At 48.8% G+C, this 16,053-nt stretch carries 14 protein-coding genes; 10 read left to right on the top strand and 4 right to left on the bottom strand.

The annotated features are described in order from the left end of the window. Genes QSV34_RS04605 through QSV34_RS04620 form a run of 4 tightly spaced genes read right to left on the bottom strand, consistent with a single transcriptional unit; the run spans position 1 to position 4,777 of the window. Positions 1–1,176 (bottom strand): glycosyltransferase family 4 protein, encoded by a 1,176-nt coding sequence (locus QSV34_RS04605; RefSeq protein ID WP_289152389.1) that lies wholly within the window; start codon positions 1,174–1,176, stop codon positions 1–3. Beyond that, on the bottom strand, positions 1,173–2,939 hold the full coding sequence (locus QSV34_RS04610) for a glycosyltransferase family protein (RefSeq protein WP_289152390.1): 1,767 nt from the start codon (positions 2,937–2,939) through the stop codon (positions 1,173–1,175). The genes QSV34_RS04605 and QSV34_RS04610 overlap by 4 nt, the downstream gene beginning before the upstream one ends. Positions 2,940–2,968: 29 nt before the next feature. Further along, positions 2,969–3,331, bottom strand: coding sequence for an EamA family transporter (locus QSV34_RS04615; RefSeq protein ID WP_289152392.1), 363 nt, complete (start codon positions 3,329–3,331; stop codon positions 2,969–2,971). A 3-nt stretch (positions 3,332–3,334) separates the two neighbouring features. After that, positions 3,335–4,777 (bottom strand): UbiA family prenyltransferase, encoded by a 1,443-nt coding sequence (locus tag QSV34_RS04620; RefSeq protein WP_289152394.1) that lies wholly within the window; start codon positions 4,775–4,777, stop codon positions 3,335–3,337. Between the two features lie 311 nt (positions 4,778–5,088). On the opposite strand from QSV34_RS04620, the gene QSV34_RS04625 reads away from it, so the two are divergent. The 10 genes from QSV34_RS04625 (at position 5,089) to rplV (ending at position 16,053) form a co-directional block, all read left to right on the top strand. Next, a complete protein-coding gene (locus QSV34_RS04625) occupies positions 5,089–6,693 on the top strand; it encodes a putative Ig domain-containing protein (RefSeq protein ID WP_289152395.1) in 1,605 nt (534 codons plus the stop codon). Positions 6,694–7,081: 388 nt separating this feature from the next. Then, the gene (locus QSV34_RS04630; RefSeq protein ID WP_289152396.1) at positions 7,082–11,461 is read left to right on the top strand and encodes an Ig-like domain-containing protein; all 4,380 of its coding nucleotides are present in this window, start codon (positions 7,082–7,084) and stop codon (positions 11,459–11,461) included. A 122-nt stretch (positions 11,462–11,583) separates the two neighbouring features. Continuing rightward, positions 11,584–12,336 (top strand): glycosyltransferase family 32 protein, encoded by a 753-nt coding sequence (locus QSV34_RS04635; protein WP_289152398.1) that lies wholly within the window; start codon positions 11,584–11,586, stop codon positions 12,334–12,336. Positions 12,337–12,599: 263 nt separating this feature from the next. After that, positions 12,600–12,908, top strand: coding sequence for a 30S ribosomal protein S10 (gene rpsJ, locus QSV34_RS04640; RefSeq protein ID WP_289152400.1), 309 nt, complete (start codon positions 12,600–12,602; stop codon positions 12,906–12,908). A gap of 105 nt (positions 12,909–13,013) precedes the next feature. Next, positions 13,014–13,646, top strand: a complete 633-nt coding sequence (gene rplC, locus QSV34_RS04645) for a 50S ribosomal protein L3 (RefSeq protein WP_289152401.1) — start codon at positions 13,014–13,016, stop codon at positions 13,644–13,646. 11 nt (positions 13,647–13,657) lie between these two features. After that, the gene (gene rplD, locus QSV34_RS04650) at positions 13,658–14,275 is read left to right on the top strand and encodes a 50S ribosomal protein L4 (RefSeq protein ID WP_289152402.1); all 618 of its coding nucleotides are present in this window, start codon (positions 13,658–13,660) and stop codon (positions 14,273–14,275) included. Then, a complete protein-coding gene (gene rplW / locus QSV34_RS04655; RefSeq protein WP_289152403.1) occupies positions 14,272–14,568 on the top strand; it encodes a 50S ribosomal protein L23 in 297 nt (98 codons plus the stop codon). The genes rplD and rplW overlap by 4 nt, the downstream gene beginning before the upstream one ends. 13 nt (positions 14,569–14,581) lie before the next feature. Further along, positions 14,582–15,406 carry a 50S ribosomal protein L2 gene (gene rplB / locus QSV34_RS04660; RefSeq protein ID WP_289152405.1) on the top strand — a complete coding sequence of 275 codons (825 nt, stop codon included), beginning with the start codon at positions 14,582–14,584 and terminating at the stop codon, positions 15,404–15,406. Between the two features lie 26 nt (positions 15,407–15,432). Continuing rightward, complete coding sequence (gene rpsS, locus QSV34_RS04665) at positions 15,433–15,708, top strand: 30S ribosomal protein S19 (protein WP_289152407.1); 276 nt, start codon at positions 15,433–15,435, stop codon at positions 15,706–15,708. 15 nt (positions 15,709–15,723) lie between these two features. Next, positions 15,724–16,053 (top strand): 50S ribosomal protein L22, encoded by a 330-nt coding sequence (gene rplV / locus QSV34_RS04670; protein ID WP_289152409.1) that lies wholly within the window; start codon positions 15,724–15,726, stop codon positions 16,051–16,053.

Consider the following 16,053-nt stretch of genomic DNA (forward strand, 5'->3'; position numbering starts at 1 on the left):
CTATGCCAAACAAGATTCGTAGATAGAGCTCAATTTTTCAGATGCAAATTTTGTGGAGTAACGTTCTTCCATGCGGAGTTTTGCTGCTTTGCCCAATTTCTGGCAGTAGTCAGGCTCGTTTAAAAGTTTTTCAAGGGAGTTACTTAATTGTTCTGCAAGGTTGTATTGCATTGGCATAAATAGCGAGTTCATATCAGGGCGATTTATTCCTTCCCAGCGATTTGTGTTGGAGTTTAATGGAACGTTTAATAGTAAGCCTGATTGTTCATGTTCGATAGATTCAGGTATGGCGAAAATATCCGTACAAACGCTGGCAGTTCCTTCCATGCCCGCTTCTATGGGAACCCAACCTAAAGATTCATCCAGAGTGGGGAAAAGCAGCATATCTGTACTTTTCATGAATTCTTTCACAGTAGCATTGGGTTGAGCCCCAAGTAACTTTATCCAAGGATTACTCTGGGCGCGCTGCATGATTTTTTTCGACTCTTCCGACTCCTCGCCACAGTATGTGTGCTTATCCAAGCTGGAAATGACAGATAACTCGATATCTGCCCCTTTTTCCTGTAAATTTTCCACGGCTAGTATACAAGCCAATAATCCTTTCCGAAGGTAATCATTGCCAACAAAAAGCAGCTGCAGTGGCCTATTTGAAACAGGTGGCTTTGGTGGGGTATCAATTATTGTTGAGCTGCTGATGCCTCCTCGAAAAACACGTATCTTCTTTGCAATTTCATATTCACCTGCTGCCTCAAAACCTTGAATGGCAAGCTTTGCGGCACTGTCTGATAAGCCCAATAATGCTGTACAGCGATCAGAGCGCAATGCCTTTCTGGTCAATTCGGTTTGCCAGTTTTTTACTGGGCCAAAATGCCGGGGAAACTCAAGCTCAAATGAGACGACAAAGGGTGGCCCATTCATCGGAACCTTGTTAAAAGTGTGGATAAGGTCAGTTCTGGTTGGAAGTAAAATGCGGTTGTTTTCATAAAAATTATGGCGGGATGAGATCCCTTCCCAGGGTACTGTTCTCAGCTTATAAAAATTATAGTTATCTGGTTTCAGCGCATAGCTAACTTTTTCGAGTCCATAACAAGGGCTGACTATTCCGATGTTGATGCCACCTGGGGCAAGGTTGATAGGTTCTCTATCAGGTATTTTAATGGCATTTAACGAAGTCATTTTTGGCCTTCTTTCAGCACTGAAAGGTCTGTGCGGTCCGTGCAGTCAAATACAGTAACGTTAGGCTCTAGAAAGAACGGCTTTCTGGCATCGAATGATACTGCTTTGGAGCAGCTTTTTTCCAGTTCGCTGTAAAAGTTAAAAAACTGTGGTACACCACTCTCATTCAAAAAATACTCATAATTTGATACGACCAAGATGCTGAACCCTTTCGATGTCCAGTACTCTAAATGCCACTCTTCATCCTGAAGGGGCCATGCGAAAGGTTTTGCTGCGCCTTCCAGGCTGTCGTCGTCCGCCTTTTCCAAGCCAAACATTACTCCAGGCAACCCATAATAATAAACCGCATCGGGGTCAGACGATTCGATTAAGCGCTCTTGAGCTTGTTCGGGTAGCGTGATGCCATATTTGTCGGCAAGGTTTTGATGTCTCCTTCGCTCATCGGTTTGCGCTATTTTTTGCTTGGGCAAGCGGATTTCAAATGAAGTTAAAATTTTTCTATCTTTATAGTTAGCATTAATGAAATCTGCTACTTCATCAGCGATCGGCTTTGCAAGTGCTTGTCGCCATATCTCTAGTGAGCCAAGTAAAGAAACAGACAAAAAAGCCGCTAATGTCAAACCGCATGCCAGCTTTGTTCGCTTGGGCCGATCTTTGTGAAATATCGCATCTGTAATCACTAGAGCAGCAAAAAGCTGCATACACGTGAAGTAAGGTATCCAAAGGCCTGAGTGTTGTCGCGATCCAGAAATCACAATAACAACAATCATCGAGATAAATGTGGCCGTCCAAAATAAATTAATTAAGCTCTTCGAACCTATCGCGCAATACTTTGAGTTTATATAAAAAGGTGTAATCAGGAACAGGGCTGTAGCTATCCAATTGATGCCATAGGATGGGTGTCCGGCCCAGTATGCCCATGCGGAAAAGCTGCTTACTAGCCCTTCCTCACTTCTGACGGACATTTGCGCTTGAATTTTTTGATAGTCAATAAAATTTTGTATGTCTAATAAAATTCCGATATTTAACACGCACCATATTGGTAGCATGAATGCGGACGAAATAAGAATTGTTTTAATGCCCAGCTGAGCACCATATCGGAGAGAGAAGAGTATTAAATGGCCAAGCATAAGTGGTGCGGCCATAATAACGTAAGAATGTTTAAAGCTAACTGCTAGGGCGATGCTTACACCCAGGAAGAAGTCATATTTTAGGCTATGAGGATTATCGTTTTTTTTCAGAATGGCAATGAAAACCAGCACTGAGCAAACGGATAAAGGAATGTCGCTCTTGGATATATGACATAGAAATATCATTGCTGGAATTAGCAATCCGAGAATTCCGATAGTAAGACAGCTCTTTGAAGGTAATCGTAACGACTTCGCGAAAATATAAAACAAAGGAGCGATAATTGCCCCCATGGCAGCAGTAACTGTGCGAGCTGTTAAATAAAAGGCTGTTGGGTCCGAAAAGTATTGTGCGCGAAATTCTGCGGTGCTGTGCCAAATAGGGATGATTCGGCCAATAGCATAAAGAATGCCAAGAAAAACTGCATTTATGTAGTTTAGTAAAGGAGGGTAAAAGTGCTGACCAGGTATCAGCTGCCCAGTTAGAACCTTTGCTGCTTCATTGACTCGCTCGTCCCCGTGCCAGTAACCGTAGTTCACTCCGATAAGACGAAGCGCAAAGGCCAGTATAAAGAGGAATAAGAAGATTCTTTTTGGTGGCGCGTCGGCAATGTGTTGGAAATAACGACTGAGCATTCGCTTTTTCTCTTAGATATGCGGTGTTTTTAGCGTGTCAGCAGAAATAGCCCGGCAACAATGATAAGGGTTCCTGCTATCTTGTTGACGCTCACTGTTTCGCCAAGTAATCCAACGCCTATAAAAAGAACCATAATAAAGCTGATTCCGACAAATGGGTAAGCGAGGGATAGTTCTGTATTTTTTAAGGCAAAAAGCCATAACACAGTTCCTACTCCATACAATGCAAGACCAATTAGAACGAATGGAGAGGTCAATAGGTGGAAGGCGCGAACAATAGTACTGTCATCGTGCATATGAGTTATGGTAGATACACCATACTTAAAAGAAACCTGTGCGATGGCAGACAAAGTGACGCTGCTAAGAATGACCCATAAATTGCTCATACTCATAATTTAAAAACTCACGGGGATCAATTTGGCGGTAATTACAGCGATACCCGCTAACAGTACAGATACCAAGCTGATTTTATCTTTCAGGGCGAAAACCACGGGGTCCATGCTTATTTTTCCGCGCTTTGCCCATAACCAAGCTCGATATATCCAGAATAGAAGGAGTGGGCAAATTAGCCATAAAATTTGAGGCGACGCATAGGACTCCACTACATACTCACTGTTTAGGTAAAGGCTTAATGTCAACGTTGCCAAGCCGCCATTGACAATGCCTGTTGTCATAATTACGTCAATCTCATCTTTCTTGTAATTGCGGCCATTCACCTTTTCTTGGTCGGACAGTGAAGATACTTCTATGTAGCGCTTCATGTAGGCAAGGCTAAGGAAGAAGAAAACCGAGAAGTTGAGCAGCCAAAGAGATAGGGGGGCTGCTATGACGGTGCTTCCAGCAACAATGCGGATGGTGTACAGGCAAGTTAACGAAATGACATCAATGGTTGAATAGTGCTTTAAGTAGAACGAATAAAGGTTCGTAATTAAAAAGTAAATTGAAAGTACAACGATAGTTTTTGTGTTCAGCAGTAGGCCGCACGCTACGAAGGCAAATACAATCAGAGCAGCACTGCTAACGAGGCCAGCTCTGATCGAAAGGTTGCCCGAAGCGAAAGGCCTGTTTTTCTTTTCCGGGTGTGTTCTATCAGACTCAATATCGAGAAGGTCATTTACGATATAGATTCCAGATGCACAAAAAGAGAACGCGAAGAAAGCGACAACAGAAAGGCCGACAGAGGCAATATCCGAATATTGGTGGGAGAAAATAAGCGGAACGAATATTAGACAATTTTTGGCCCATTGGTGAGGCCTGGCTGCTTTGCAAATTATTTTTAGCAAAGGGGGTTTGTTTCTAACGTCAACAGTTGTTTTGCTCTGATCTTGCGTAAGCTGGCTAATGTTGGCTGACAGGTTAACAAACCCACGGTAACTGGCGGCTTCCCATATTGGGAGGTCGGCTTTGGAGTCCCCAATGTACTCAAATTCTCCCACCCCTGCCATTTCCTGAATTTTTGCTAGTTTGGCACCACCTTTTAGGTTTTGCCCGGGAGAAGATGCAATCACTGCATCGAAAATGCCTAAGTGGTTGGCAACCTGTTCTGCAATGGTTTCATCCGATGCTGTTGCCAGAATAACCTTTCTCCCCAAAGCCTTTTGTGTCTTTAGGTATTCCACAACCTCCGAGTTATAAGGGAGGTGCTTGGCTGAAAAGGTGTAATGGTCGGCTAGGTATCTCTTGAAGTCCGAGCGTCCTTTGAATAAGGCCTTCAGCAGTGCGGCAAACCGGTTTAAATGTTTCAAGCTGCGCGCAGCCAACTCCAGAGCAATATCGCCCTTTATAAGTGTGCCATCCATATCAACGAATATGGGGGCTGAGGTCTGTGAGTGTGACATGTTTGTTTGGTCAGTGGCTCAATATTTAGGCATTTAAGGGCGAGCGCTTTGCGCTGTTGAATTGTACCAGTGGCTCGAGAAGTGTGACACCGAGTTACTGCGCAGAAGAGTTAGTGGTCGATATGGCGGATTAATTATGCGAGTGCCGCTCTAAATTGAAGATGATTAAGATGTAAGTGCCAATATCAAGGCTTGTGTTGCAGTTCTCATTCTGTGAGTGTGCTGGGCAGTTGGCGACTTGTGGCACTGACAAGATTGGTGCGTATTCTCTATAATCGCGCAGACTTTGTGACATATCTTCAGGATGTAAAATGCGACTCAAGCAGTTGAAAGCTGGTGTTTTACTGGTGACCTCACTTATTGTTTCATCTTGCGGTGGCGGTGGCGGTGGCGGTGGCGGTGGCGGTGGCGGTGGCGGTGGCGGTGGCGGTGGTGGCCAACCGGCACCGGCAAATCGGGCTCCAGAGGTGTCTTCAGCAAACGCAGATCAAGTGGCAACCGTCGGCAGTGCATTTAGTTATGATGCAACACGGGGAGGTACAGTATTTCGTGATGCAGATGGCGATAGTTTGACATATAGCATAGCGTTTAGTCCCTCAGATAACGGCTTTGTGGCGAGTGCAGGTGCGATTAGTGGTACGCCGCAAGCTGCGGAGGCCACGACTGTTACAATAACCGCTAATGACGGCAATGGTGGAACGGCAAGTGATGCTTTCACCATTACTTCTTCAGCTGTTGCCCCTCCGGTGAATCGTACTCCGGTGCTCTCGTCATCAAATGCCAATCAGGCGGCAACCGTAGGGCAGGCTTTTACTTATGATGCTACTCAAGGTGGCGCTACCTTTACTGACCCTGACGGTGATGCGCTAACTTACACGGTGGTGCTGAGCCCCAGTGCCAATGGTTTTTCCAGTAATGCGGGCCAAGTGACAGGTACGCCTCAGGGAGCGGGAACTACCACAGTAACTATCACGGCCAATGATGGTAATGGGGGCTCCGCGAGTGATAGTTTCACTATCGCATCTTCTCAGCCCACCAGTGGTCGCCAGATTCGGAACTATATTTTTGGGCATAGTCTGATTAATTTCACGGTACCTGTTCAGCCAGTTAATAGTAATGAAGCATCGGTGCCCCATTGGGTGTATCTTCTTGCCCAAGAGGCCAGTCAAAGATACAGTGTTTCTGGCCAATACGGCTTCTTGAGAGAGCACTCTAACTTGCCGCCGGTTGCAGACTGGGGTTTTGATATCGTGCCTACAGCTTGGGATCCGGATACCACTGGGGCGTCTTTTGCGGATGCGGATTTCACAACCATTTTGTTAACGGCTGGGAATTTTATTCAGCATCGTTCTCCGACGAGCCCTTACGAGGGCAGCAATCCTTCAGGTACTACCCCAGTTTTGGAAACCCTGAAAATTGTTGACTGGGTGCGTCAGCAAGAGCCTAGCATTGATATATACATCTACGAGAACTGGCCGGATATGGGGCCTTATGCGGCCAGTTTCCCCCCGACCAATCAAGAGTTTGAGAATTACAACGCATACGTAGTGGGGGGGTTTAGTACTTGGTGGATTGATTACCATGATGCGGTTTTGGAGGCCCGCCCCGATACAAATGTCAAGATGATACCGGTTGGCCCAGTTATTACGACGGCATTGAGCAATTCAGCGCTGCAGGGAGTTCCCGTGGCAGAGTTGTATGAAGATAGTGCACCACATGGTCGTCCAACCATCTATTTCTTGGCTAGTTTGGTTACTTACATGGCGATTTATGAAGTGGAGGCTCCGGCAAGCTTTCAGGTTCCGTCAACTATTCACCCTCTTGTAAGGGATAACTACGCAGATATCGTTAGGCTTATGTGGACCGAGCTGCAAAACTTTAATGATGCGGATGGTAATAGTCGAGTTTTTGATTGATCCTTCTGTAGCTATTTGATTTCAAAGGGTATTTGGTTAAAAGGCGCAGGCGCTGCTATATGCTTGCGCCTTTTTGTTTGGCTTGATCTCATTTTTGGCGGGAATTTTGCATTTGGGGGTTTTAAGGGGTTGCAGTGCCAATTTTGTGGCGTTGTTTGAAGGCCTCTAAGTATGTGAAGCTCTTGGGTTTTGTGAGGCGGTTCAAATTATTCTCCCGTGAACGATACAGTCGTCACAACAATGTAGTTCCTTCGTGGTATTTCACTATTTGATAGATAACAATTCCGCCTAGCTACTGGGTAGTAAAGTTCTACCGTTTGGCAGCGAATTGCAGAGCTTGGCTGTGCCCAGGTTTCTTGATAAGAGCGAACTGACTTCTAGACATCTTATGAACGTTAAACATTTTTCAGCACTTAAGTATTCAGCTTTTTTGGCAACCATTTTTGTGGGTGCTTCGTTTGCTGATGTTCCTAATGTGCAGCAGGGGCAGCCTGGAACTTTCTTGGCTGGCCCGAGCACTCATCCTGAGCTGTCCCAGCAGGGGCGTTTAGCCATTATGGAGTCTTTGGGAGGCTATATCGTATCGATTCCTGAAGGTCCGGGCAGTAGTGCTGGCAGTAATCTTAGAAATCAGGTGTGGGATTTTTCTAATTTGTCGAACCCTGTTTTGATTGAGGCTGACTTTGGCCAGACCTCAATGCCATATCAAGCGCATGGCACAGTAAAAAGGTACGATTTGTCGACAGGGCAGGTTCAGGTAGATCTGGGCAATCAGGTTGGTGCAACCCTGGGAACAGACGGGCAGCTGAGCACTAGTGTATGGCGTGGCCCAAGTACTGGCCCTCAAGGTGCAAATAAGTCGGCACTCCACTATCCATGGACAGCGACCACTTGGGGTTTTTATGAACCCATCCAAAGTCTTGGTGAGCTCTATTTTGAGGGTCAGCGCACGGCTACCTGGGATCACTGGGGTATAACGGGCAACTTGATTGGTATGCCTAACTTCATGGGCAACCTGATGATTTATGTGAGTGATCAGGCGAACCGAGGTGTGGCAGCTTACGATGTCTCTGATCCATCAAACCCTGTTCTGCTTGACCTCTTGCAAGATAATGTTGGTGTTATCAATCCGAATAATTCTGAGGGTGCTACTAACGTTGGTACTGTTGTTACTGCTCAGAACCAAGGTCAAATTACACGCTCTCGCCCCATCGGCGGGTACTGGCAAGAAGTGCACGGTCACCATGTGGTTATTGCGTCACGTGCTAATGATGTCAGCGTGCTGCGTGGCGGTATTATTGTTGTGGACTTTTCGGATCCAACTAACCTGGAAGTGTCTTGTTACATCGAGCTGGATAACGACCCAATGTACGTCAACTTTCAGGATGAATACGCTTTTGTTGATCGTTACAAGGTGAATATTGAAACCTGTGAGGTGGCTGTTGAGTTTGATGAGGGTGCTCATGATGCTGAGATGAGTCAGTTTGCCTTGCCGTTAGGTAATATACTGATTGCCGGAGGCATCACCCGTGATACCTCTAATGAGAGTGTCGATGAGCAAGGTATGTCTGTGTGGGTTCACCAGTCGGCACCAGATACTCGCCCGCCATCTGTAGCTTACCATGTGCCAAGGGATGGACAAACCAACTACCCTACTTTTGCGCCGATCAGCGTTTCAATTCCAGAGACATTGCGTGGCCGCACTCTGGTTCCAGGGCAAAATATCATTATTCGCCAAGTAGATTCCCAGGGTAATCTTGGGCAGCCTCTTGGGCTTGATTACCGCCTCAGTCACGCTGGGATGTTAACCATTGACCCAGACGGTGAACTGACGGCGAATACTACCTATCAAGTGACTTTGGTGGGCATCGAAGACTATATGGGCAATGCAATGCCTTCATACAGCTTTGCGTTCTCCACGGGCAGTGGTGTTGTTGATCCTGGCCCCAATCCTGATCCAGAGCCAACAAATCGTCCGCCGGTTATTGATGGTGTTAGCCTGTCACCGGGAAGCAGCGTCGATGTTGGTGAGACTGTGGTATTGACTGTAAGTGCCGCGGATCCTGATGGTGACTCACTTACCTATCGCTTTACGTCTGGTGACGGCTCTTATACTTCTGGCTGGATTGGTTCCAGTAGCCATGGAATATCTTATTCGGCTGCGGGAAACTACACCGCTCGAGTAGAAGTCCGTGATGACTCCGGTAGCATTGTGAGCACAAGCCGTGTGATATCCGTGGCTAATGTTTCCCCTCCTCCAAGTGATGGCGTTGATTTTGCTAATGCCAGTTCTCCACTACACTGCTCTGTGGAAGATCAACTAATTTGGGTTGTAAATCCAGATAACGACTCGGTAGTAAGTCTTTCGGCGCAGGGTGGTGGCATTATCGATACTATCTCGGGTGTTGATGATCCTAGAAGTGTATATCAGGGTGCTGATGGTACTGTTTGGGTGGCGTCAAAAGGCTCTGACAGTGTTCGTGCATACAGTAGCAATGGTGGGCTGATTGCAACAATTAATACTGGCTATGGCTCCGCGCCATCCGGTTTGGTGGCAAGTCATAACGGTGCCGATATATATGTTGCTCTTTATGGTAGCGGCGAAATAGCGAGAATTAATGTTGCCACTCGTGCGGTTGCTGACCGGATTGCCGTTGGGCCGACACCGAAGGCAATGGCCATTACAAGAGACGATCGTCGTTTGTATGTGACCCGCTTTATATCACCAGAAAACTGGGGTGAAATTTGGGAAATTGACCTGGCAACGTTCAGCCTTCGCAATACCATTCGCCTGGTTAAAAGTGATGAGCCAGATACCATTATCAATGGCCTTGGTGTGCCAAATTACCTGTCGTCTATTGTTATTGCACCTTCTGGTGATTACGCCTACTACACAGGTAAAAAAGATAATACGGATAGAGGGCTGCTAACTGGTACCTCTGATCTGGATGATGACAACAGTGTCCGCCCTCTGATTGGCAAGATTAACCTGGTGTCTTCGAGTGAAGAATACGACAGCAGGGTAGACCTAGATAACCGTGAGGCTCCTTTCGCTTTAACGTTTTCTGCGGATGAGCGCTATCTGTTTGCTGCTTTGCAGGGAAACAATGAGGTGATGGCCTTAGAGTTGAATGGTCAGGGCAATGTGGCTGAATTTACCGGTTTCTTTGCTGTTGGATCTGCGCCTCAAGGCTTGTGCATGGATGCGACAAATAACGCGCTATATGTGAAAAACTTCCTAAGTCGCGATGTATCGAAAGTTGACTTAACTGCCTTTCTTTCTCAGGGAACCTTAAATCCACCTATTGAAGTGTTCTCTACTGTGACTAATGAGGCGCTGACCCCAGAGGTATTGGCCGGTAAGCAAATTTTTTATCACGCTAGCGATGATCGCATGAGTGCAGAGGGCTATATTAGCTGTGCGTCTTGCCACGCCGATGGTGGCCATGACGGTCGCACTTGGGACTTTACTGGCCGTGGTGAGGGCTTGCGCAATACAACTTCTCTGGTGGGCAGGGGTGGTGCCCGTTTTGGCCGGATTCATTGGTCTGGAAATTTTGACGAGGTCCAGGACTTCGAGCACGACATAAGGAATGCTTTTAGAGGCCGTGGCTTTATGTCAGATGGTGACTTCGATCAAGCTGATACGCCTCTTGGGCCCACCAAGGCGGGAAGTAGTCAGGATTTGGATAACCTTGCTGCTTACGTTTCCTCTTTAGGACAAGATTCTTTGCCTCGCAGCCCACATCGGAACAGTAATGGTTCTATGACTGCTGCTGGGGAGCGTGGCAGGAATGTATTTAGCCAGTTAGGTTGTGCCCAGTGCCACGCTGATAGGGCATTTACTGATGGTGTTTCTCATGATGTGGGTAGCCTCAGGAGTTATTCTGGTCGGCGCCTCGGTGGTGAGCTAACTGAAATCCGTACCCCCTCGTTGCTGGGTGCTTTTGCATCCGCTCCTTATCTTCACGATGGGCGTGCGGCAACGTTAGAAGATGTATTTGAGCTTTCAGGCGGTGTGGTGTATCAGGCGGAAGATGCTGTAGATGCGGGTCTGGTGGTGAATAATGGTGTTTATTCGAACCTGAGAGGCGAAAGGGCTGCTCGTCTGGCAAGCCAGTCAGATCAGATTGTTCTTAACGATGTAGATGGTGGTGCGGCCGGAGGTCAAGGTCTTTTGTACTTGCGAGCAATGGCTGAGTCCACTGGTAGCTCTTTAGGTGTGTCAGTGAATGGTACGAATATCGGTGCGGTTGATACTCCTGCGGCAGCATTGATTAATGGAGGGCAGGCGGCAATGGCTGAGTCCGCTGTTCTTGAAATTCCGCTAAATGCAGGTACTGGAAATACGGTTGTCATTACTCTTCGGTCTGGCGCGTCGGTTATGGTGGATGACATCACGGTTAGTAGCTTTGATGCTGTTGAAGCGGCATCTGCTCATACGGTTGCTCGTACGGTGTCTAGTGCAGAGTTTGCGGATTTGATGGCTTATATTCGCCAGATTGATCGTCAAGAGGCGCCGGCAGACAGTGATGTAATCGTTATAGGTGAGCGTGAGCCTGTTGTTACACCTACACCTACACCTACACCTACACCTACACCTACACCTACACCTACACCTACACCTGAGCCGCCTGTAACTACGGTGCCGGCACCTCAGCCAGAGTCTGGTAGCTCTGGGGGTGGTGGTAATGTAGGGAGTATCTTGCTATTTGTGCTTGGAGTTTTATGTCTGGCTCGGAGGTGGTTGCTTGCAGTGACTCGATGAGATTTAAGAGTGACAAAATATAGCCACACATTGTGTGGCTATATTTTTATGTAGGTCTTGTGGAGCTTGCCGGGCATGATCTATTGTGTTGTAAATCGTTATTTTCAGGATAAGACTTTGAAATGAACTTTATTAAAAAGTTAATAAGAAAGCTGATTCTTCTTTCTACGTGTAACCGAATTCCTCTTAAGCCACCTGCAAAAAGAGTTGCGACAAAAATTCCTCAACGTGCCCATTTCATTTTTGGGTTGTGGAGTGACGACCCATTGCCGCCGGAGTTTCAGCAAACAATTGACCGGTGGCAGCGGCAGGGTTGGGAGGCCAAGCTGTGGGGGCGCAGTGAGGTTGAGGCGTTGATTGCCAAGTACCCAGAAGTGGAGGCCGTATATAGACAGGTGCCAAGGGATGTTCAGCGAGCAGATATAGCCAGGTATCTCATTGTGTGGGAGCACGGAGGTTTCTATATGGACTGTGATGCAGGGCCTATTCATTTCTCTTTGTTGAATTTTTTGCAGAAGAAGAAAGAAGCAGAAGCTGTGTACTTTATTGAAGAAGTGTTGGCGCAAAAGTGGATTGATTGGCGCAGTCAGCACCATATGCGGCAGCAAATACCTGAAAAGCACCCGGAAAAAATATGCAACTATCTATTTGGCTCTGTGTCAGGGCATGCTGTTATTCGGGCATGTCTGGATGAGGCATTAAGGCGTTGTAATCTCTTTGCTGGTCAAGATATAGACGATTTGGGTGTGTTGACTACCACTGGCCCTGAAGTCACAACCGATGTTGTGCAGTCCAGAAGGGGGGAGGTGGTAGTTAGGCATAGCAAGTATTTTTGCGATCACGGGCGTACAGGAACGTGGCGAAATGAGCCGTGATTTGGTGGTGTGCTTGAGGTCTAGGTTGTTGCGCTACGCTTGTGTGGGTCCAGGTCAAATGTATGCTCCACGCCCTAAATATTTTTGATCGTTCGTATGCTTGACATAGTCCTTCTACATCACTACCATTGCGCCTCCATTTTTCCCGGTGGGGCTCCTTGTGTGCCTAAATCGCCTAAAAAAAATGGAAGCAGTAGATAGTTTCGGAAGTCTCAAGCAGGCTTCTTGGGTTCTTTATTCTTTATATACAGGATTTTGATTCCATGAATCAACGAATTCGAATTCGTCTCAAGGCGTTTGATCACAAGCTGATTGACGCTTCGACGCAAGAGATTGTCGAGACGGCCAAGCGCACCGGTGCCCAAATCCGTGGTCCCATCCCGCTGCCGACTCGCAAAGAGCGCTACACGGTTCTGATCTCGCCTCACGTGAACAAAGACGCGCGTGACCAGTACGAAATCCGCACGCACAAGCGTCTGCTGGATATCGTGGAGCCCACCGACAAGACTGTCGACGCTCTGATGAAGTTGGACCTGGCCGCTGGTGTAGAAGTACAAATCAGCCTGGGTTAATAAGTAGTAAAACGTAAGTTAAACCGAAACGCCCTTATGGGCTGTGTAACACTCTGAAATGGGTGGCCGTAGCGGGTAATAGCCCCGTACACAAGAGGTTATAAAATGACTATAGGTATTGTCGGCCGCAAATGCGGCATGACCCGCGTATTCACTGAAAACGGCGAGTCCGTTCCAGTGACCGTGGTTGAGGTAGAGCCCAACCGCATTACGCAGGTCAAATCTGACGACGTCGACGGATACACTGCCGTTCAGGTAACTACCGGTACCCGTCGCAAATCCCGAGTAAGCAAGTCTCAAGCGGGCCACCTGGCTAAAGCGGGCGTTGAAGCCGGCCGCGGTCTGTGGGAATTCCGTGTGGACGAAGCAGGCGAGTTGAAAGCCGGTGATTCCATCACCGTTGAAGGCTTTGAAGCTGGCCAAAAAGTTGATGTTACCGGCACCTCCAAAGGTAAAGGCTTCCAGGGCGGCGTTAAGCGCTGGAACTTCCGCATGCAGGATGCCACTCACGGTAACTCCATTTCTCACCGTGCTCCCGGTTCTATCGGTCAGTGCCAGACTCCCGGTCGTGTCTTTAAAGGCAAGAAGATGGCGGGTCATATGGGTGCTGAGCGTGTCACCGTGCAGAGCCTGGAAGTGGTTCGTGTCGACGCCGAGCGCAATTTGCTGCTCATCAAGGGTGCCGTACCTGGCGCTCCCGGTGGCGACGTGATTGTTCGTCCTGCAGTGAAGGCTTGAGGGGAACGTCCATGGAATTGAATATTGCATCTGCTGAAGGCAAGGCTGCGGGCACTGTGAAAGTGTCTGAGCAAGCGTTCGGCAACGAATACAACCAGGATCTGGTGCACCAGGCGGTAACTGCTTACTTGGCAGGCGCCCGTCAAGGCACCCGCGCCCAGAAGAACCGTTCTGCGGTTTCTGGCGGCGGCAAGAAGCCCTGGCGTCAAAAAGGCACTGGCCGCGCCCGTGCTGGTACCATTCGCAGCCCGCTGTGGCGTACTGGTGGCGTAACTTTCGCCGCTCAGCCTCAGGATCACAGCCAAAAGCTGAACCGCAAGATGTATCGCGGTGCGCTGCGTTCCATCCTGTCTGAGCTGGCTCGCCAGGAGCGTCTGGTGGTGGTTGAGTCTTTTGACCTCGACGCCCCCAAGACCAAAGGTCTGGTGGCCAAGCTGTCTGGCCTGGGCCTGCAGGAAGCGCTGATCGTGTCTGACGAGGTGAATGAAAACCTCTACCTGGCGTCTCGCAACCTGCACAAGGTTGATGTTCGCGACACCAGTGCACTTGACCCGGTTAGCCTGATCAAGTTCGACAAAGTGGTTGTCACAGTGTCTGCGCTGAAAAAGATTGAGGAGATGCTGGGATGAATCAGGAAATTGTCTTTAAGACCCTGCTTGGGCCTCACGTTTCTGAGAAAGCCGCCGTTGTTGCCGAAGGCAGCAATCAGGTGATCTTCAAGGTTGCCAAAACGGCCACCAAGCGCGAAGTGAAAGCCGCTGTTGAGCAGCTTTTCAAAGTAGACGTGCTGGATGTTCGCACTGTAGTCACCAAGGGCAAAGCCAAGCGTACCCGTTACGGTATGGGCAAGCGCTCTGACTGGAAAAAAGCGTACGTTCGGCTGGCCGAAGGTCAAGAAATTGACTTTGCGGTAGCGGAATAAGGGGATTGTTGCGATGCCAGTAATCAAGAGAAAACCGACATCTCCGGGTCGCCGCCACGTTGTTAGCGTGGTTAACCCGGATCTGCACAAAGGTGCCCCTTACGCGCCTTTGTTGGAGAAGAAGTCCAAAAGCGGTGGCCGTAACAATGCCGGTCGTATCACCACCCGTCACATCGGTGGTGGTCACAAGCAGCACTACCGCATCATCGACTTCAAGCGCAATAAAGATGGCATTCCAGCCCGCGTAGAGCGCCTGGAATACGATCCCAACCGCACAGCCTATATTGCATTGGTGTGCTACAACGACGGTGAGCGCCGCTACATCATCGCCCCCAAAGGCCTTAAGGCTGGGGACGTGATCAGCTCTGGTGCCGACGCCGACATCGCTGTGGGCAACACCTTGCCGCTGCGTAATGTGCCTGTAGGTAGCACCGTTCACTGTGTGGAACTGAAGCCTGGCAAAGGCGCGCAAATCGCTCGCTCCGCTGGTGCATCTGCTCAGCTGGTTGCCCGCGAAGGCAAGCACGCCACCCTGCGTCTGCGCAGCGGTGAAATGCGCAAGGTGCTGGTTGAGTGCCGCGCTACTTTGGGTGAAGTGTCCAACAGTGAGCACAACCTGCGCTCCCTGGGTAAGGCTGGTGCCTCCCGCTGGCGCGGTGTTCGTCCGACCGTTCGTGGTGTTGCCATGAACCCGGTAGATCACCCGCACGGTGGTGGTGAAGGTCGTACCTCTGGTGGTCGTCACCCGGTATCACCCTGGGGTACACCGGCCAAAGGTTACAAGACCCGCAAGAACAAGCGTACCGATAAGCTCATCGTACGTCGTCGCGGCAAATAATCCACACTGATTGAGAGGAAATAACAGTGCCACGTTCTTTAAGAAAAGGCCCGTTTATCGATCTTCACCTGCTCAACAAGGTGGAGAAGGCCGTAGAGAGCAAAGACCGTCGTCCCATCAAGACCTGGTCTCGTCGCTCTATGATCCTGCCTGAAATGGTTGGTCTGACCATCGCCGTTCACAACGGCCGCCAGCACGTACCGGTGGTTGTGAGTGAAGAGATGGTTGGTCACAAGCTGGGCGAATTCGCACCAACACGTACCTATCGCGGGCACGTGGTGGACAAGAAAGCCAAGCGCTAAGAGAGGAAAGTTACTGTGGAAACTACAGCAAAACTGCGCGGCGCAAGGCTTTCTGCCCAGAAAGCACGTCTTGTAGCTGACCAGATTCGCGGTAAGTCCGTTGAAGACGCTCTGGATATCCTGAAGTTCAGCCCTAAAAAAGGCGCTGACCTGATCCAAAAAGTGTTGGAGTCTGCGATTGCAAACGCCGAACACAACGATGGGGCGGATATCGACGAGCTGAAGGTGTCTACCATCTTCGTCGACGAAGGCATGACCATGAAGCGCATCATGCCGCGCGCCAAGGGCCGTGCTGACCGCATCCTGAAGCGCACTTGCCACATCACCGTCAAAGTAGCGGTTTAG

This window comes from Porticoccus sp. W117 (assembly GCF_030341905.1).
Lineage (GTDB): Bacteria > Pseudomonadota > Gammaproteobacteria > Pseudomonadales > Porticoccaceae > SCSIO-12696.